14 protein-coding genes, 2 rRNA genes and 1 pseudogene are annotated in these 19,497 nt (G+C 40.7%); 8 read left to right on the top strand and 9 right to left on the bottom strand.

Annotated elements, in window-relative coordinates:
• Positions 1-6 precede the first annotated feature (6 nt).
• The 4 genes from pstS (at position 7) to pstB (ending at position 3,656) form a co-directional block, all read left to right on the top strand.
• Entirely contained in the window at positions 7-1,056 is a 1,050-nt protein-coding gene (gene pstS / locus I6E24_RS06170) for a phosphate ABC transporter substrate-binding protein PstS (protein WP_204508848.1), read from the top strand.
• A 90-nt stretch (positions 1,057-1,146) separates the two neighbouring features.
• Complete coding sequence (pstC, locus tag I6E24_RS06165) at positions 1,147-2,004, top strand: phosphate ABC transporter permease subunit PstC (RefSeq protein WP_204391488.1); 858 nt, start codon at positions 1,147-1,149, stop codon at positions 2,002-2,004.
• A gap of 21 nt (positions 2,005-2,025) precedes the next feature.
• The gene (gene pstA, locus I6E24_RS06160; RefSeq protein ID WP_154044991.1) at positions 2,026-2,898 is read left to right on the top strand and encodes a phosphate ABC transporter permease PstA; all 873 of its coding nucleotides are present in this window, start codon (positions 2,026-2,028) and stop codon (positions 2,896-2,898) included.
• A complete protein-coding gene (pstB, locus tag I6E24_RS06155; RefSeq protein ID WP_154044990.1) occupies positions 2,886-3,656 on the top strand; it encodes a phosphate ABC transporter ATP-binding protein PstB in 771 nt (256 codons plus the stop codon). Before pstA ends, pstB begins: the two co-directional genes overlap by 13 nt.
• 63 nt (positions 3,657-3,719) lie before the next feature.
• Here the strand turns inward: pstB and I6E24_RS06150 are convergent, their stop codons facing one another.
• Positions 3,720-5,747 (bottom strand): hypothetical protein, encoded by a 2,028-nt coding sequence (locus I6E24_RS06150; protein WP_235327109.1) that lies wholly within the window; start codon positions 5,745-5,747, stop codon positions 3,720-3,722.
• 361 nt (positions 5,748-6,108) lie between these two features.
• On the opposite strand from I6E24_RS06150, the gene I6E24_RS06145 reads away from it, so the two are divergent.
• Both I6E24_RS06145 and I6E24_RS06140 read left to right on the top strand, forming a co-directional pair.
• Positions 6,109-9,429 carry a glycosyltransferase family 117 protein gene (locus tag I6E24_RS06145; protein ID WP_235327108.1) on the top strand — a complete coding sequence of 1,107 codons (3,321 nt, stop codon included), beginning with the start codon at positions 6,109-6,111 and terminating at the stop codon, positions 9,427-9,429.
• Positions 9,430-9,439: 10 nt separating this feature from the next.
• Entirely contained in the window at positions 9,440-10,054 is a 615-nt protein-coding gene (locus tag I6E24_RS06140; protein WP_235327106.1) for a polysaccharide deacetylase family protein, read from the top strand.
• An 82-nt stretch (positions 10,055-10,136) separates the two neighbouring features.
• Here the strand turns inward: I6E24_RS06140 and I6E24_RS06135 are convergent, their stop codons facing one another.
• Complete coding sequence (locus I6E24_RS06135) at positions 10,137-11,363, bottom strand: DUF4861 domain-containing protein (RefSeq protein WP_235327105.1); 1,227 nt, start codon at positions 11,361-11,363, stop codon at positions 10,137-10,139.
• Between the two features lie 9 nt (positions 11,364-11,372).
• Between I6E24_RS06135 and I6E24_RS06130 the strand changes: the two genes are divergently transcribed.
• Complete coding sequence (locus tag I6E24_RS06130) at positions 11,373-11,861, top strand: hypothetical protein (RefSeq protein ID WP_235327128.1); 489 nt, start codon at positions 11,373-11,375, stop codon at positions 11,859-11,861.
• Positions 11,862-12,141: 280 nt separating this feature from the next.
• Here the strand turns inward: I6E24_RS06130 and I6E24_RS06125 are convergent.
• The 4 genes and pseudogenes from I6E24_RS06125 to I6E24_RS06110 form a co-directional block, all read right to left on the bottom strand.
• Positions 12,142-12,935: pseudogene (locus I6E24_RS06125) on the bottom strand (gluconate 5-dehydrogenase).
• A 163-nt stretch (positions 12,936-13,098) separates the two neighbouring features.
• Positions 13,099-14,508 (bottom strand): D-alanyl-D-alanine carboxypeptidase/D-alanyl-D-alanine endopeptidase, encoded by a 1,410-nt coding sequence (dacB, locus tag I6E24_RS06120; protein ID WP_235327103.1) that lies wholly within the window; start codon positions 14,506-14,508, stop codon positions 13,099-13,101.
• A 113-nt stretch (positions 14,509-14,621) separates the two neighbouring features.
• Complete coding sequence (gene lpdA / locus I6E24_RS06115) at positions 14,622-15,968, bottom strand: dihydrolipoyl dehydrogenase (protein WP_235327101.1); 1,347 nt, start codon at positions 15,966-15,968, stop codon at positions 14,622-14,624.
• A gap of 30 nt (positions 15,969-15,998) precedes the next feature.
• Positions 15,999-16,421 (bottom strand): PH domain-containing protein, encoded by a 423-nt coding sequence (locus I6E24_RS06110; RefSeq protein ID WP_235327100.1) that lies wholly within the window; start codon positions 16,419-16,421, stop codon positions 15,999-16,001.
• Positions 16,422-16,613: 192 nt separating this feature from the next.
• On the opposite strand from I6E24_RS06110, the gene nadB reads away from it, so the two are divergent.
• On the top strand, positions 16,614-18,194 hold the full coding sequence (gene nadB, locus I6E24_RS06105) for an L-aspartate oxidase (protein ID WP_235327098.1): 1,581 nt from the start codon (positions 16,614-16,616) through the stop codon (positions 18,192-18,194).
• Between the two features lie 72 nt (positions 18,195-18,266).
• Here the strand turns inward: nadB and I6E24_RS06100 are convergent, their stop codons facing one another.
• The 3 genes from I6E24_RS06100 to I6E24_RS06090 all read right to left on the bottom strand — a co-directional run.
• Positions 18,267-18,911, bottom strand: coding sequence for a MarC family protein (locus tag I6E24_RS06100; RefSeq protein WP_235327097.1), 645 nt, complete (start codon positions 18,909-18,911; stop codon positions 18,267-18,269).
• Between the two features lie 203 nt (positions 18,912-19,114).
• Positions 19,115-19,224: ribosomal RNA gene (rrf, locus tag I6E24_RS06095) — 5S ribosomal RNA — on the bottom strand.
• 113 nt (positions 19,225-19,337) lie between these two features.
• Positions 19,338-19,497: ribosomal RNA gene (locus I6E24_RS06090) — 23S ribosomal RNA — on the bottom strand; the annotation flags it as partial.

Raw genomic sequence — 19,497 nt, 5'->3', positions numbered from 1 at the left:
TAAGGTATGAAAAAGATTTATTTATCACTCATTGCAGGTGTGTTTGCAGCAATAGTTTCTTCTTGCGGCGGACAGAAATCAAACGGAGTAGAACTTACAGGTGCCGGAGCAACATTCCCACTTCCTTTCTACACTATGTCATTTGACTCTTACGGAACAACAGGCAACAATAAAGTATCATACGGAGGTATCGGCAGTGGCGGCGGTGTCCGTAACCTTAAAGACGGTATCGTTGATTTCGCCGGTAGCGACGCATTCCTTTCAGACAAGGAAATGAGCGAAATGAAACCGGTGGTACACATCCCGACTTGTATGGGTGCCGTGGTATTGGCATACAACCTTCCTGAAGTTACAGCCTTGAACCTTTCAGGTGATGTGATAGCTGACATCTTCGCCGGTAAAATCACAAAATGGAACGACGAACGTCTTCAGAAATTGAACCCTGACACAAAACTCCCTGAAAAGGATATTATCCCTGCATACCGTTCAGACGGTAGTGGTACAACTTTCGTATTCACTGACTATTTGAGCAAAGTAAGCGAAGACTGGAAAAACAACTTCGGCAGCGGCAAGACAGTTGACTTCAAAGTTGGTCAGGCAGCCAAAGGTAACCCTGGCGTAGCAGGTATCATCCGTCAGACTCCATACTCAATCGGTTATATCGGTTCTGAATATGCTTTCGCACAGAAAATACCATACGCAAGCGTTATGAATGTACGTGGCGAACTGGTTACTCCATCTACAGAAAGTATCTCTGCGGCTGCTGCAGGCGAAATTCCACAAGACACTCGCTGCTCAATCACAAATGCTGACGCTGCAGGTGCATATCCTATCAGCTGTTTCACTTGGTTGATTATCTACAAAGAACAGAACTATTCTGACCGTACTATCGAACAGGCTAAAGCTACTCTTGACATGCTTCAGTACATGTTGAGTGCTGATGTTCAGAAAACTACTGAAACTGTACACTACGCTCCACTGCCACAGAGCGCAATCGAAAAGAGCCTCCAGAACTTGAAAGAAGTTACTTTCGACGGACAGGCTATCCTAAAATAAAATAATTAAGTTTTGACAAAAAAGTTGGCAAGGCAATATGCCATGCCAACTTTGTAAACTTATTAAAGCCTAACTAAAAAACAAATCAACATGCAAGACAAGATATTCAGGGCATTACTCATAATATCGGCAATAATAATACCGGTTATCGGTGTTGGGATTGTATTCTCTTTGGTGAATGATGCTTCAGGAGCATTCAAGGAATTCGGTTTCTGGAATTTCATTTTCTCTGATGATTGGGTAACTACAGCCGGAAAAGAGAAATACGGTGCGCTGCCGTTCATAACAGGTACACTTCTCACCACACTTCTTGCACTGCTCATGTGTATTCCATTCTCGCTTCCTGTTGCACTATTTACCGGCGAATATTTCAAAGGAAAGAAAATAGCAACCATACTGAGTACCGTAGTAGATTTGCTTGCAGGTATCCCGTCTATCATATATGGTTTGTGGGGATTCTATGCTCTTCGCCATGTATTTATGCATCTTAACCTTTCTCCACAAGGTTCCGGAATTCTGACAGCAGCTTTCGTACTTGCCATCATGATTGTGCCATACGCAGCATCGCTTAGTGCCGAATTCATAAAGATGGTTCCGTCTGATCTGAAAGAAGGAGCATACGCAATGGGAGCCACACGTGCCGAAGTAATCCGCCGCGTTATATTCCCTATGGCAGGTTCAGGTATCTTCTCGGCATATATCCTCGCTATCGGACGCGCATTAGGTGAAACCATGACAGTGACAATGCTTATCGGTAACACAAACCAGATGCCTGAGACACTGAGAACTACAGGAAACACCATGGCAAGTATCATTGCCAACCAGTTTGGTGAAGCTGACGGATTGAAACTTTCATCACTCATCGCAATCGGATTGCTTTTGTTCCTCATTACAGCAATAATAAACATGATAGGAAAGATATTGATACGTCGCGCCCAGCACGTATAACAATTCATCAATCAGAAGAATATGATAGTAAAAGACAATAAACTACAGATACGAAAATTCAAGAACGGACTCCTGTTCTGGACCGTATGCATACTTTCCGGTCTGACAGCGATACCGTTGCTTGCCATCCTCGGAGAAGTGTTCATAAAAGGTTGGGAACAGTTGGGATGGTCATTTATCACAGAAGCCACACCGAACGCCTATAAGGCAATGCAGGCAATGGAAGCAGGCGAAACAATACCGGGAGGTATAGCCAACGGTATAGTTGGAACTTTCCTTATGCTGTTCCTTGCCGCGATAGTAGCCATTCCTGTAGGAATATTCTGCGGTATCTGCCTTTCAGAGTACAGAGGCAACTGGTTTGCAACAATAGTAAGTTATCTTACCGACCTTCTTCAGGGTACACCTTCAATTATCATAGGTATTATCACATATATATGGGTTGTAGTTCCGATGAAAGGATATTCGGCATTTGCCGGAAGTGTTGCACTGTTCATAATGATGCTTCCACTAATCATCCGTTCCACAGAAGAGACAATGAAAATTCTTCCGGAAACACTCAAGGAAGCAGGTCTTGCACTTGGGGGAAGCTACTGGAGAGTAATGCTTCAGGTCATGGTTCCATCGGCATTCGGAAGTATATTCACAGGTATCCTGCTTGCCATCTCGCGTGTGGTCGGCGAAACAGCACCACTCATGTTTACAGCACTTGGAGGCGCAGCAATAAGCTGGAATATGGCACGCCCGATGTCGGCAGTACCATTGCTTATCTGGGAATTCTTCAACGACCCTAACCTCCAAAGCCTCATTTGGGGAGCATCGTTGTTCCTGCTCACCTTCGTATTATGTTTAAACTTATTAGCTAAAAGAATTGCAAAGAAATGGAAAATATAAAAGATCCTATCCTTCAAATACAGAACGTATCAATATCATATACAGGAAATATACTTGCAGTAAAGAATGTAAGTGCCGATGTTGAGAAAAATACTATCACAGCCATCATGGGACCTTCAGGCTGCGGTAAGAGTACATTGCTGCGTGCAGTAAACCGTATGCACGAGCTTTACAAGAATATCAACGTTACAGGCAAGATATTGCTTAACGGAGAAAACGTTCTCGAAATGGACCCTACGGAAGAACGCCGCCGCATCGGTATGGTATTCCAGCGTCCTAATCCGTTCCCTACAATGAATATCTACGATAACGTACTTGCAGGATATATACTTAACGGTATAAAACTTCCTAAGAGCAAGAAAGACGAGATAGTGGAACGCAACCTCCGCAATGTAATGCTTTGGGACGAAGTGAAAGACTCACTCACAAAACGTGGTACTTTCCTTTCGGGAGGTCAGCAGCAGCGTCTGTGCATCGCACGTTCACTGGCATTGCAACCAGACATTCTGCTTATGGACGAGCCTACTTCTGCTCTTGACCCTATCGCTACAAAACACATCGAGGAGCTTCTTATCGAACTGAAGAAGGAAGTGACTATCCTTATCGTGACACACAACATGTCGCAGGCAAAACGTATCTCAGACCGTTCAATGTTCATGTTCCTTGGCGAACTGATAGAATATGATGAGACACAGAAGATGTTTACCAATCCTAATGATGAACGCACTCGTGCATACCTCACTGGTAAAATGGGATAATAATATTTATGTTGTAGTAGAAAAAGGACTGTTTCCCGGCATTGCAGGGATAACGGTCCTTTTTCATCTTATAAAATTCTCTGCCCTACCCGGTGACAACATTTCCCATAATGACGCCACAACCCAGCCTGGAGCAAAAATATCATTATAATAACCTTTTCCGTTTTTACCATAATCCCAGTTAGTATGTTGCACCACCTCAGGATAAAAACCTGTTTTGGCAACACCACACATATGTCCCTCATGAGGTAACAGCTGACGCATAGATGAAGTCATTACTTCAGAGAACTCTACAAAACGTTCATCATCAAACTCTTTTGAAAGCCAGCGGAGTACATCTACAAAATCAAATACAAACACATCTATATGATTATTCTCGACAGACACATTCCCCCAGCCGCGTGTTTTCAAACCTATATCACCCAACATCTGACCTTTAGCAAAGGGTACATCCCATGTGTAATACCATGACAACGCAAAATAGGCTGCTTTTTTTGCAAGTTCTGCATAATATTCATGTTCATGTCCGTCCGTAGCCAATGCCAGATAATAAGCAGCGGTAGAGGCATATAGTGAAGACTCTTTATCCTCGCAGTTGGCATCTAGTGTAGATGAGAAATAATCAGACTTCGAAATAAGTTGTTTATCCAAATACTCTACAGAGCGTTTCGCTGCTTCAAGATAACGTATATCATTAAAATATCTGTATCCCATAACCAAAGGGAGTGTAGCTGAAGGAGTGCTTCCTCCTGAACTGTCCACTACAGACAAACTACCTTTAAACTTACGAGGGAAACTTCCATCCTGATTCTGCAATGTCAAAAAGGCATCAAGCATTTTCCTGATACGTTCCTCCCATTCCGTATGCTTTCGCCCACGACGTCGCTCATAATCCAGATAATATAAAACTGCATACACCCCCTCTGACTGGCGACGAATACTATAATTCTTTTCCACAAAACCACGTCTGAAATGTATTACTTCCTTAAAGAAACCATGTCTGGAAAAACCTTCGTCAAGATATGAATCAAAAATACCATTTGCCATATCTACCAGTTCACTGCGATTTGTTTCCTCACCGTATTCCAAAGCATTGAATGCATTCAATAATGTGCGTCCCACAAAACCTACCTCGGCTACATCATGTTTCTCGCAATCGTCAGTACGCAATTCCACACCAGAGAAATACTTTACAGAAGTATTATCTATATAACTTTCAACAAAGAAATTACTCAATACTTCTTTCATTATTTCGTCGGTATATGGTGTTTCCACAGGAGTCGGTCTGTATAAATCATAACAATATTCCCATGCTTTGCTGACACATTCGGAGAAATCCGCTGCAGAATTTTCATTGATTTCCCATTTCAATTCTATGCTTTGTCCTTTCTTCAACAATTGAAAAGCCTGTACAGATGGAGCAAGAGTGAGTTTACGAATATATGTTTCCGGAGCCTCCCTATATGGAAATCCGAAAGATAAAGTTGCCATCCCATTTACGTTTTCGAAACCGGTATAGCCTATAGATGTTTTACCAGAAAGAATAATTTCTCCTTCAGTGTGTGTAGCCAACGCATCGCAACAAAAATCGGCTATACGAGTGACAGACACAGACTTCTTATGCTTTTCATCATAAACAGTAGTCATAGGTGTACTCAAGCGGTCCTCGCGAACCAACCAACTATCGGAAGAATGAAACGAAGGAGCTTTCTTAGGCGAACGTAGATTTCGCCTGTACCAAAACCCGGGCATATAGAACAAACAATCATCGTGACGTAAATTGGATTTCAACTGCTGACCGAAATTGAAATAAACATCTTCGAGAGCTGTTATCCAAACCACTATCCGCTTTGTCTTTTCACTACCTGTTATATTTTGATAGACAAGTACAGGCAACTCCCTATCACCAACCAGCTGATAGCCATCATACCCCACCAGTTTATTCAATCGTAAAGGGTAATGAACAGATTTATTTCCAGGTGTCTTCAAAGCTATGTATGCAGAGACATTCTCAGAAGTATATTCAAATGCATTTATACATCCTATAAACATTCCCAAAGTAATCCCTGACAGTAATCTTCTGATATTCATGATATTATTATTTAGGCATTTATTATGCAAATATAAACTTATTATTAACTTTTACATACAGAAAAGTAATATTATTCAGTAATATTTGAAATAATACAATAACAAAGCCAAACATGAGTACATTTTTTATTCAAAATAGATTGTTTTTTTTATCAAAAACGCTTTGTCATTCGATTCTAAATGGGCTGTTATTCGATTCTAAATGACAGTCCATTTTTTAAAAACGTATCAACACCCTATTATAAAGAAACTTTAAGATTGTCATACTGTTATCATTATCAATTCTTTATTATCTTTGCGCTTGTTTTTGACGATAATAACAGAACCAACGGTCAATGAAATGAAATTAAATATATAATTCATGAAACAGTACAACAAGATTAACAACCTGGTTGGATGGCTTGCTTTCGCTATTGCAGCTATAACTTACTGCATGACTATCGAGCCGACAGCCAGTTTCTGGGACTGCCCGGAATTTATCACCACCGGTTACAAACTGGAAGTAGGACACCCGCCAGGCGCACCTTTCTTCATGCTTACGGCAAATCTATTCAGCCTGTTCGCTTCCGATCCTTCGCAAGTGGCGTTGATGGTCAATATCATGAGTGCACTGATGAGTGCGGCATGTATCCTTTTCCTTTTCTGGAGTATAACACATCTGACAAAAAAACTGGTATGTCCGAACATTGAGGATATGACCACAGGCAAACTGATTACTATAATGGGATCGGGTCTTGTGGGTGCTTTGGCATATACCTGGAGTGATACATTCTGGTTCAGTGCGGTAGAAGGTGAGGTTTATGCTTATTCCAGCTTGTTTACAGCCCTGGTTTTCTGGCTCATACTGAAATGGGAAAACCGTGCGAACGAGCCTCACAGTGACCGATGGCTGATACTTATCGCTTATCTTACAGGACTTTCGATTGGTGTACACCTGCTTAACCTGCTGTGTATTCCTGCAATTGTACTGGTTTACTACTACAAAAAGAATCCTAACGCTAATCTGAAGGGAAGTCTTTTAGCTCTCTGCGGTTCAATGGTTATTATTGCTGCTGTACTTTACGGTATCGTACCGGGTATCGTAAAAGTGGGAGGATGGTTCGAACTGTTGTTTGTCAACAGTCTAGGAATGCCTTTCAACACAGGACTTATCGTATATATCATAATCATGGCGGCATCACTCATCTGGGGTGTTTACGAAAGCTATACAGTACGCAGCCGCAAACTGATGAATATATCATTCCTGCTTACATTGGGGCTTCTAGGTATTCCGTTCTACGGACACGGATGGAGCAGCGTAATAATAGGTATAATCGTACTTGGTATCCTGGCTGCATATCTGTTTGCAGATTTGAGCGAAAAATTCCGTGTAAGCGCACGCACTCTGAACACTTCACTGCTGGCTCTGATGATGATTGTAGTGGGATATTCTTCATACGCTGTGATAGTGATACGTTCGTCGGCAAATACTCCTATGGACCAGAACTCACCTGAAGATATCTTCACTCTGGGTGAATACTTAGGACGCGAACAGTACGGAACCAGACCTTTGTTCTACGGACAGGCATATTCATCAAAACCTGCATTGAAACAGGTTGACGGCGGATGTGTATACGATGTAGAAGAAGGTGCTCCTGTATATCAACGCAAGGAAAAGGAAACTCCTGACGAAAAGGACAGCTACGAAGTGGTACGTCACAGAACTGAATACAAGTATGCTCAGAATATGCTGTTCCCGCGTATGTACAGCGAATCGCATGCCCAGGCTTACGAAGCATGGTTAGGCGGAATAAAGGGTAAGCAGGTTCCTTACGACCAGTGTGGCGAAATGATTATGGTGAAGATTCCTACTCAGTGGGAAAACATCAAGTTCTTCTTTATATATCAGGTGAACTATATGTACTGGAGATACTTCATGTGGAACTTTGCAGGACGACAGAACGACATTCAGGGTCAGGGCGAAATTGAACACGGTAACTGGATTACGGGTATTCCGTTCATTGACAATATGCTCGTAGGCGACCAGACATTCCTGCCTGACAGTCTGAAGAACAACAAGGGACACAACGTGTTCTACTGTCTGCCTCTGATATTGGGACTTATAGGTCTGTTCTGGCAGGCATATAAGGGCGACAAGGGTATTCAGCAGTTCTGGATTGTATTCTTCCTGTTCTTCATGACAGGTCTTGCCATTGTGCTTTATCTGAACCAGACTCCGTTACAGCCTCGCGAACGTGACTATGCATACGCCGGATCGTTCTATGCTTTTGCAATATGGATTGGCCTTGGTGTGGCCGGTATCACTGAATATCTTCGCAAGAAGATGAACGAGACTACTGCCGCTTCCATCACTGCTGTACTGTGTCTGCTGGTGCCTCTGCAGATGGTGAGCCAGACTTGGGACGACCACGACCGCAGCGGACGTTATACTTGCCGCGACTTCGGACAGAACTATCTGAAGACTGTTCAGGAAGAGGGTTGCCCTATCATATTCACTAACGGTGACAATGATACCTTCCCATTGTGGTATAATCAGGAGACTGAAGGTTTCCGTACAGACGTACGTGTATGTAACCTAAGCTATCTGCAGACAGACTGGTATATCGACCAGATGAAACGTCCTGCATACGAATCTCCTTCTGTGCCTATCAACTGGGAACGTATCGACTATGTGTCGGGACATAACGAGGCTGTATATGTTCGTCCTGAGGCAATGCAGACTATCAACAACTATTATAAGCAGAATCCAGAAGAGGCCAAAGCCGAGTTCGGCGATAACCCATACGAACTGAAGAATATTCTGGAACACTGGGTGAGAAACTCTAAGGACGGACTCCAGATGATTCCTACAGACAGTATAGTGATCAAACTGGACAAGGAAGCTATCAAACGCTCCGGAATGCTTACACCGGATTCTATTCCTGACTACATGCACTTGTCGCTGAAAGGCAAGAGAGTATTGTATAAGAGTGAGTTGATGATGCTGGAAATGCTTGCGAACACTAACTGGGAAAGACCGCTGTACATGGCCATCACCGTTGGTTCGGACAATCACCTGAACCTGACAAACAACTTCCTGCAGGAAGGTCTTGCTTACAGAATTACTCCTTTCGACAATAAGAAGCTAGGAAGAAGCATTGACAGCGAAAAGATGTACGACAATCTGATGAACAAGTTCAAGTTCGGAGGTATTGACAATCCTGACATCTATCTGGATGAAACAGTGACACGTATGTGCGATACTCACCGCCGCATGTTCGTACAGCTCAGTACTCAGCTTATCAAGGAAGGTAAGAAAGACAAGGCTGTAAAAGCGCTTGATTATTGCGAAAAGGTTATTCCTAGCACTACTGTTAGACATGATTATATCTACAGCAGTTCGAAAGAAATGGCTGACAATTACATTACACTTGGTGAATATAAGAAAGCTGAGAATATTCTTGACCAGATAGCCAACGACAATGTTCAGTACATAGCATGGTATCTGAGCCTTGACGACTCACGTTTCGCTCTGTCATACGAAAACTGCCTGCGCAATATCTACTGTCTTGACGAGATATGCAAGAGTCTGGAAAAAATAAAGGACGACAAGACAGGCGAAGTATGCCAGACTGCTGTTCACTACAATCAGAAGTTCCAGGAACTGTATTCACTGCTTGAAACAAGAGTAGGAAAGAATTGATTTACCGAAAATGTTTATAGAACAACCCCCACAAATAATAAGATACCTTTATCCATCCGCCATTTGGCGAATGGATAAAGACAAAAAGGCAGTATATCTGACATTCGATGACGGACCGATACCCAGAGTAACTCCATGGGTGCTTGATGTCCTTGACAAATATGGGATAAAAGCAACTTTCTTTATGGTGGGAGATAATATCCGTAAACATCCTGATGAGTTCCGAATGGTAGTGGAAAGGGGACACAGGATAGGGAATCATACATTCAATCATATCCGCGGACTGAGCTATGACATAAACTCATATCTTGAGAACACGGACAAGGCATGCAGAATGATGATGAACACAGATTTGTTCAGACCTCCTCACGGATATATGAGTCCGAAACAGTACGCCGAGCTGAAAAAAAGATATAAGATTATAATGTGGGATCTTGTGACACGCGACTATAACCGTAAGTTTACAGGCGAACAGATACTGCAGAAAGTAAAGAAATATGTTCGCAACGGCTCGATAATCACCTTCCACGATTCACTGAAATCGGAAGAGAACATCAGATATGCTCTGCCTAAAGCTATCGAATGGCTGATGGAACAGGGATATGAATTTAAGGTCTTCGATTGAATAAGAAAACAATAAAGCCATCATTACATTTGGTATAGAATACCTGTAACGATGGCTTATTTTCATTATAAATAGTAGGTTGTTATTTTACTGTAACAGACAGCGGGTTTCTAACCTTTTTGGCATACTCCTCAAGATATGAGTTCCATTTTTCATCATCGAATCCGCATTTACTCCATGCAGAACCCCAATAATATTCGAACTCATCACCCGGCTGGTATGTATTGATACCTATTACATGGCCCAAAGCCCCTGACACAGGCTTCTCAAAAAGCTGTACTTTTGTCTGCTCAAGTGTATTAGGGAATACGGCACCAACGTAAACTATTCCATTTCCAGCTTTATGATCTGTTGTCGGATCGGCATATGATATATAACCTCCATCTTGATCCATTGAATATCTGTCAGGAAGAGCCTCGTGCAATACAATACCTACACCTAACGGATAGTCTTTCTTCAATGAAGTATAGCTTACTGTAGTTTTGTTCAAGTGCGAACCTTTATCAAGTTGAATCAGACGTGTTTCAACAACTGTAGTATCTCCATCGATAGTCAGAGGGTTGAATTCCAGTTTTACAGTAAATCTGAGAGGACCGTTATCAAGTATCTCAAAATTCTTATAGCAATATGGATATACTATAGCCGAATCAGGCATAAGAGCTGCCGTACCACCACCAAGTGTAGGCCCTACAGTATAACAGTCCATACCGTTTCCATGGTCTATATGATATGATATGGCATTTGCAAGACTGTCAGCCTCTGCCTTTTTGCCTTCTTCACATAGTTTCTTTATCATAGCTCTGGCATCCTTATCCAACTCCATTGCATAACGATCTTCGACAACGAGTTCCGAAACACTCTTTGTCAAAACATCATATCCGAAACCTTTATCACCTCTTTTCTGAAAAGCAGGGCCATAGACACGATATGCTGATTTATCATTTTCCCACGCTATATCGTCAAGCCTTTCAGGATACTGACGACCATAAACCAAAGTATTCACATGCGAAGGCTGTCCTTTGACAATACTATAAGACACTGTAGCTTGTGCCTTAACTGTAACCGGGAATATTATCTTATTGTCGGCAGTATGCTGATATGGAACTTCAGCTTTATTCTCATCAGTAATAATAAACTCTGCTGTCTCGTCAAGGTTAAGTTTTCCAAGTACGTCATCAGCTGAGACTTCTACTATTTCTTCTACGCGGTCTATTGTCAGCGGATTTGAGACAGACACTGTAATCCCTTTCTCCTGTGCACATGAGGCCATAATCGCAACAACAGCAGCAGATATAAATAACTTTTTCATACTTAATTTATAAGGCTTAAAAATCGAGTAGGAGGAAAACGAAGTAGTTTTCTTCCTACTTTCGTTTTCCGACCTCTCACACCACCACGCATGCGGTTCCGCACGTGGCGGTTCTTTACTATGGATGCCTTTCGAATACTTCGAAAGACACTTCCACGACATCATCTTCAACCATCCATTTGTAGGTCTGCGCTCCTTTATACACTTCGGATTCCGTCCTATCTCTTTAAAGGCAGCCCAATACTTCTGTCTTGGTTTTATGCATTCATTCCAACAAACGGTAGTTTTCAGTTCTGTCGTTTAAATAAAGTTCGGTCCTTCCCTATAGGCATACATGCCTTGGGTACTACGACCTCTGCTGACTTCTCACGGCAAGCTTTACTCCATCATGGTACTTCGAATGATTCATCTTCACCATATGTCCGTGAGACCTCCTCGGATAAGGGTATTAACTTTCCATCTTATGTCTGCTCCATTTACACCAACCGTTCCGAATAGCTACAGGGCTTTGGTTTGTTTGGCAACCTTACCCACGGTCATATGCCTTATATGAAGTTTCTGTTCGTCAGACCAGATGTTTGCCGCCGGCTTCTTTCAGATTCCAACTCGCGATGGACACCCTTGCTTTTGGCTGTATGATTCCCGCTATTAGGGCTCATTAGGGACTTGCACCCGTTAGCTAATACTCATGCCGAGCATACCAAAAAAAGTCCTACCGGAAAGCAGTATTCCGGCAGGACCCGATATTATTATTTCATTCTCTATTGGCGACCATGAATTATTTAGGCTGCTTTCCGATGTATGCCAAGATACCACCGTCAACATACAATACGTGACCGTTTACAAAATTAGAAGCATCAGAAGCCAAGAATACAGCTGGATCTGCCAAGTCTTCTGGGTTACCCCAACGAGCAGCAGGAGTCTTAGCTATGATAAATGCATCGAATGGGTGACGTGAGCCGTCTGCCTGACGTTCGCGAAGAGGAGCTGTCTGAGGAGTAGCGATATAACCCGGACCGATACCATTACACTGGATGTTGTATTCACCATATTCAGAAGCAATGTTGCGAGTAAGCATCTTAAAACCACCCTTAGCTGCAGCGTATGCAGAAACTGTTTCACGACCAAGTTCACTCATCATAGAACAGATGTTGATAATCTTTCCGTGACCTTTCTTGATCATGCTTGGGATAACTGCCTTAGAAACGATGAATGGAGCATTAAGGTCAACATCGATTACCTGACGGAATTCAGCTGCTGACATTTCGTGCATAGGGATACGCTTGATGATACCAGCGTTATTAACCAAGATATCGATTACGCCTACTTCATTTTCAATCTGAGCAACCAAAGCATTTACAGCTTCTTCATTAGTAACGTCACATACATAACCCTTAGCTTCTATACCAAGTTCTTTGTAAGCTGCGATACCTTTATCTACCAATTCCTGTTTGATATCGTTAAAAACGATTTTGCACCAGCTTTAGCGAATGCAGAAGCAATTGCGAAACCGATACCGTAAGATGCACCTGTTACAAGAGCAACCTTACCTTCAAGTGAAAAGTTTACCATAATAATACAATTAATAAATACTGTTTAATAAATCATCAGCACAAATGTAGTAAATTATTTCCGTTATCGCACACAAAAACATATAGAATATGTACAAAAAAGTTTAACATCATAAAAAGTATATATTCTTAAACATTTATGCACATTATTTTATACAAAAACATCAATTATATGTTGACAGTATATTACATATTTCATCCTGAAAACGTCTTGCTGAAACATATTTTAGAACATTCTGATTGATAATTACAAAAGCTATAGTATGCTTGGTGGAAGAAGTAACATAACCTGCCAATGAACAAACTCCTGTCAATGTTCCAGTCTTTGCTCTTACATTTCTAAAACATTTTCCTTTACTCATTCTATATTGAAGAGTTCCGTCAATACCTGCTATTGGCAGACTGTCGTAAAACGGATGAAATATAAAAGGTGAACTGAACGCATACTTCAAATACTCCATTATAAGCTCAGGAGACACATAGTTATAATCAGAAACTCCACATCCATCAACGATTCTAAATTTTCTACTGTCGAATCCAATATCTGACTTCATAAACTTATAAATGGCATTCTGACCATCCTTATGACTTAAGTTTTTCTTACCATTGCAAATTTCTCTTGTTGCGTGGAAAAATAATGCTTCTGCGGAAAGGTTATCGCTCTCCTTCAAGGCACGTTTAAGAACATCGTCTATATCCCTATAGACCGTGATTATTCCTTTTGTATTGCCAGGCACATTATTATATGTTATACTGTCTCTGGAGATGAATATTCCCTTTCCTTGCAACTGATAGCGAAGTGTATTCATGAAAAAAGCCTTCGTATCAAAAATATTCATCGAAGTACTTGCCTTGTGTTTTGAGCTACCGGATATAGATATTACATTACCATTGTTAAGCCAATTACGTGTCGCACTTACATAAGTTCCTGCTGGTGATGTCCTATTATCAATGGTATAAAAATCAGATTCAGGCTTAATCTCCACATCAGCTTTACTTCCACCAGACGGTGATATGCTTATATTAACGCAACCGCGATTCAGCATCAACGGAGACAAATATGGCTGAAAAGTATCCGGAGTATCGTCCCATGCCCATCCTGGTCCCCAATAAACAGAATCCATCATTGACACATCACCTATCAGACGACCTTTCACACCATGTATACCCATGTTTGATATAGCTTCAACCATGCTTTCCATATCTTCCTGCATAAATTCAGGGTCGAAATCACCTTTTACATATATATCACCATACAATGTGTCACCTTCGATATATCCTGAATATGACAGTCCGGTCTTTATTTGATAATCCTTGCCAAGAACAGAAAGTGCCGTCACCGATGTTATGACTTTTTCAACAGATGCCGGTCTGTAAAGCTTCTCAGCCTGGTATCTGTATAATTCTTTCTTCGAAGTAAGGTCATATACAAGAATTCCCACTTCGGATGTATTAAGAAACGAAGAGTTGTTGATAAGTGAATCTATTCTGTCGGATACTGTCTGCGAATATGATGATACACAGAATAGAAGTAGAGTAAATAATGAGAATGTTTTGAAAATAGTTTTTGTCATGTTTATCCCGTCTTATTATTATATCGTTTAAACGGTTTTTAAACACCGTTTGAACAGCGTTTAAAAACCGTCTACAAATATAGCGAGAATTGAAAATCAATGAAGTTAAAAGATTAAAACTCTCTGAAAATTTCACCTACAGTAGGATGAGGGAAGACAAATTTCTTGAAATCCTCAAGTTTTTTACCTCTTTCAATCATCATTCCGGCAATCACTATAAGTTCTGATGCAGGATTTCCTAATATATGTGCTCCTATTATAGTATCATTGGAGGTTGTAATTACCTTACATATTCCATTTACACCTTCGTTCTCGGCAACAAATCTTCCGGCGTATGCCATAGGTAGTTTCATCACTTTATAATCGAATCCTACTGCTTTAGCCATCTCTTCTGTCATACCGACAGACGCTACCTCTGGATTTGTATATACCACTCCGGGAATGGCTTTGTAACTCATATTATCGTCTTTTCCACATATATGACTTACAGCAACCTCTGCTTCTCTTACAGCAGTATGTGCAAGCATGGAAAAACCTGTGATATCACCACATGCATAAACTCCGTCAATAGAAGTCATCATAGTCTTAGTATCGACCATTATCCTGTGTTGTGGAGTAAACTCAAGAGAGAGATTTTCCAAGCCATATCCTTCTGTACATGCATGACGTCCGGCACTTACCAACAGTTTCGCGGATTCTACACATCCCTCACCATCAGCTGTCTGATACTTAACTGTGACTTTTCCTGATTCTCCGTTGCATATTTCTGTTACTTTGGCATCAAGCATGAAGTTAATACCTTTTTTGGTATATTCAGCTCTAAGAAGTGAAGCTATTTCTTTATCTATGCCTCCAAGAATTTCTGAAGTCATTTCTACGACAGTGACTTTTACTCCTAGACTGCAGAAATATGATGCAAACTCCATTCCTATTACTCCACCGCCTATTATAACAAGACTTTCCGGCAGTTCCTTGCAGTCGAGAGCTTCTCTGTGTGTCCAGAAATCTATCTTTTCCAATCCCTTTACAGGAGGTACAAATGTCTTGCTGCCTGTGCACAACATCAGTTTTTCACATTTATACACTTCATCACCACATTTTATTGTGTTTTTATCCTGAATATAAGCTTCACCCGTGACCACAGTAACCCCCGATTCGCTCATCTTGTTTTTTATTCCAAGCACAAGCTTACGGACTACTTTCTGTCTTCGACTTACTATCTTTGCAAGGTCAAATGATACATTATCTGCCTTTACAGCATATTTTGAGGCATTTCTGGCCCCGTCAAAAACTTTGGCTGAATATAACAATGTCTTTGTGGGAATACATCCTTCGTTAAGACAAACACCACCTAAAGCATTTTTCTCGAAAAGGACTACACTCAGACCGGCTTTACCGGCCGCTTCAGCGGCAGAGTAACCGGCTGGTCCGCCACCAATAATAGCTAATTGAAAATCCATAGTATATAAAGGTATAAAATTAGTTTGTATTTATTTTAAGATAACAAGTTTGCCATTCATCGACTTTAGTTTTGAAATAAAAGAATCTTTATTTCGCGGTGAAACTTGCACTTTTATCGTTTTATTGTTCCCATTGTATTTTATCTCAAGTCTGTAAAAAGACAATGCCGGAGCCCAGAATATCATCGAACGAACCGGTTTAACAGACTCTATCTGGTCAATATTCAGAGTGAAACTTTTGACGAAACGACCTGTTTCAACTCTCAACAAACCACTATCAGTTATAACATATTGTGTGTGTATAAGCATTTCTATCTCATAAATCACTAATATGGCCATAATCAGCGCCAGCACAGTGTCATGCATCCAGAAAAAAAAGAATAGAAGAAGAGAGGTGACTGATATAAGAATCCAATACCACCATCCTACTTCGGTCTTAAACGTTCTATCCATATATTCAAGAATTTATCAACAACCAAATAATTTTCTGTGAAGATAAAAATTAATTTACTAATAAACCACTAAATCGGATTTTCTTTATCTGTTTTTATGATTTATTTCATTGAAAAGTTTTATAAAATAACCGTATGCCATGAGCAATATGACAACTTTTTAGTAGTTTTGCATCGTAGATACAAATTTATTATGGTTAGGAAATTCGATTTTCTCGTTATCGGCTCTGGTATTGCCGGAATGAGTTTTGCGCTTAAAGTGGCGCATAAAGGATCGGTTGCATTGATATGCAAGGCCGGAATGGAAGAAGCCAATACTTATTTTGCACAAGGGGGTATTGCTTCTGTAACAAATCTCAAAGTTGACAACTTTGAAAAACATATCCATGACACAATGGTTGCAGGCGACTGGATAAGTGATCCTGCCGCTGTAGAAAAAGTCATTACAAATGCCCCAAAGCAGATAGAAGAACTGATTAAATGGGGAGTTGACTTCGACAAAAATGAAAAAGGAGAATTCGACCTTCATAAAGAAGGCGGTCATTCCGAATTCAGAATCCTTCATCACAGAGATAATACAGGAGCTGAAATCCAAACCAGCCTGATTGAAGCAGTAAAACAGCATCCGAATATTACTATATTCTCAAATTTCTATGCCGTTGAGCTTATCACTCAGCATCATCTCGGTATAATAGTTACACGACACACACCGGGTATAAAATGTTTCGGAGCTTACATTCTGAACGAAGAGACAGGCGAAGTGGATACCTTCCTTTCTAAAGTTACTGTAATGGCCACAGGAGGATGTGAAGCTGTGTACAGACACACTACAAACCCACTTGTAGCTACAGGCGACGGTATAGCAATGGTTTATCGTGCTAAAGGAGCCGTAAAGGATATGGAATTCATACAGTTCCATCCTACTGCACTATTCCATCCTGGCGATCGCCCAAGCTTCCTTATAACAGAAGCTATGCGCGGATATGGTGGAGTTCTCAGAAATCTTGCTGGAGAAGAATTCATGCAGAAATATGATCCGCGCTTATCACTTGCACCGCGCGATATAGTAGCACGCGCCATAGACAGCGAGATGAAACAGCGTGGTGAAGATCATGTATACCTTGATGTAACCCATAAAGATCCTGAAGAAACAAAGAAACATTTCCCTAACATATACAAGAAATGTTTGAGCTTGGGTATAGATATCACAAAAGACTATATTCCTGTTGCTCCTGCAGCGCATTACCTTTGTGGAGGTATTAAAGTGGACTTGGACGGACAGTCAAGCATACGCCGTCTGTATGCTATCGGCGAATGTTCTTGCACCGGTCTACACGGAGGAAACCGTCTGGCATCAAACTCCCTGATCGAAGCAATAGTTTATGCAGATGCAGCAGCACAGCATGCAATGAGCGTAATCGACAGATACGAATTTAATGAAGACATACCTGAATGGAATGACGAAGGTACAATAAGTACTGAGGAAAGAGTCCTTATTACGCAGAGCATGAACGAAGTAAATCAGATAATGGAATCTTATGTCGGTATTGTAAGAAGTAATCTCCGTCTTGTCAGAGCATGGAACAGACTTGATATCCTTTATGAAGAAACAGAAAGACTGTTCAAGCGCGTTAAAGCATCACGAGAAATATGCGAACTTAGAAATATGATCAACGTAGGATATCTAATTACACGTCAGGCAATGGAAAGAAAAGAAAGTAGAGGATTGCATTATACTATCGACTATCCGAAACATTCTGACGAAAACAAATAATAACAGATTACAAAAGTAAAAGACCGGTCTTCAAACCAAACATATATGATGAAGACCGGTCTTTTTTATGCATTATAACGACGGATTATGTATTATTTCAAGCAATATCGGTTTTAACCCACCTACAAAACATTCCACAGCAATAACCATCAGAATAAGTCCCATCAATCGCATCATAACATTATTACCCGTTTCTCCCATAAACTTTACCAAGCGAGTAGATAATCTCAAGATAATATATGTCAATATATATACTATAGCGATAACACTGACCAATGTCACTTTGAGAGCCCAATTATCCGCATCATCCATCAAAATAATACCATTTGCTATGGCTCCAGGACCACACAGCATTGGAATTGACAAAGGAGTAATGGATATATCATTTGCATATGCCTTTATTTCCTCATCTTTTAGCTTTGTATTCGTATATCTTGCCTGAAGCATATCATAGCCTATCTTTAGAATAATAATGCCTGCAGCAATCCTAAAACCGTTTGTAGAAATACCAAAGAATTTGAAGAGGAACTGACCACAGAAAGTAAAGCTGATCAAGATGAGAAAAGAAATGATTGTAGCGCGTTTCACAATATGACTTCTTTCACTTTCATCCAATCCCTTAGTCATGGTAAGAAACACAGGCATGGTACCTAAAGGATTAGTAAGAGTAAAAAACGATGTAAAACACAACAACGCATAAGGAATAATTGTATCCATAATAAAAACGTTTTTATATATCTACTACAAAGATATATTAGATTTTCATATAAAGAAAATAGTTAGTTATATATGAACGTAATATTTACATATTAATGTTTCCCATCTTACACAAAACCCTATATAACAGATATAATATCATTATAACCTGTATAAACGCGAAAATCCCCGAAGTATCTCTACCTCGGGGATCTTTCTCTCTAAAACGGCGACTACCTACTCTCCCACAATTAGCAGTACCATCGGCGTGACGAAGCTTAACTTCTCTGTTCGGAATGGGAAGAGGTGGAACCTTCGTGCTATAGTCACCTTAATATCTTTTTCTATATCAAGTCTTGCATGAAGCACAAACTGAAAATCCAATTTAGCAAAACTCTCTATTCTTTCAAGCGCTAAACGTATATAACACCCTCATGTGTTACGCGATAACAAAAGTCTACGGGCAATTAGTAATGCTCAGCTTTGCTGTCTCCAGCTTTACACCTGCATCCTATCAACGTCGTAGTCTACGACGACCCTGAGAAATCTTATCTTGTGGCCGGCTTCGTACTTAGATGCTTTCAGCACTTATCCGATCCAGACTTAG

This window comes from Bacteroides caecigallinarum, from assembly GCF_021530995.1.
Lineage (GTDB): Bacteria > Bacteroidota > Bacteroidia > Bacteroidales > Bacteroidaceae > Phocaeicola > Phocaeicola faecigallinarum.
This window is presented reverse-complemented; position numbering and strand designations above follow the sequence as displayed.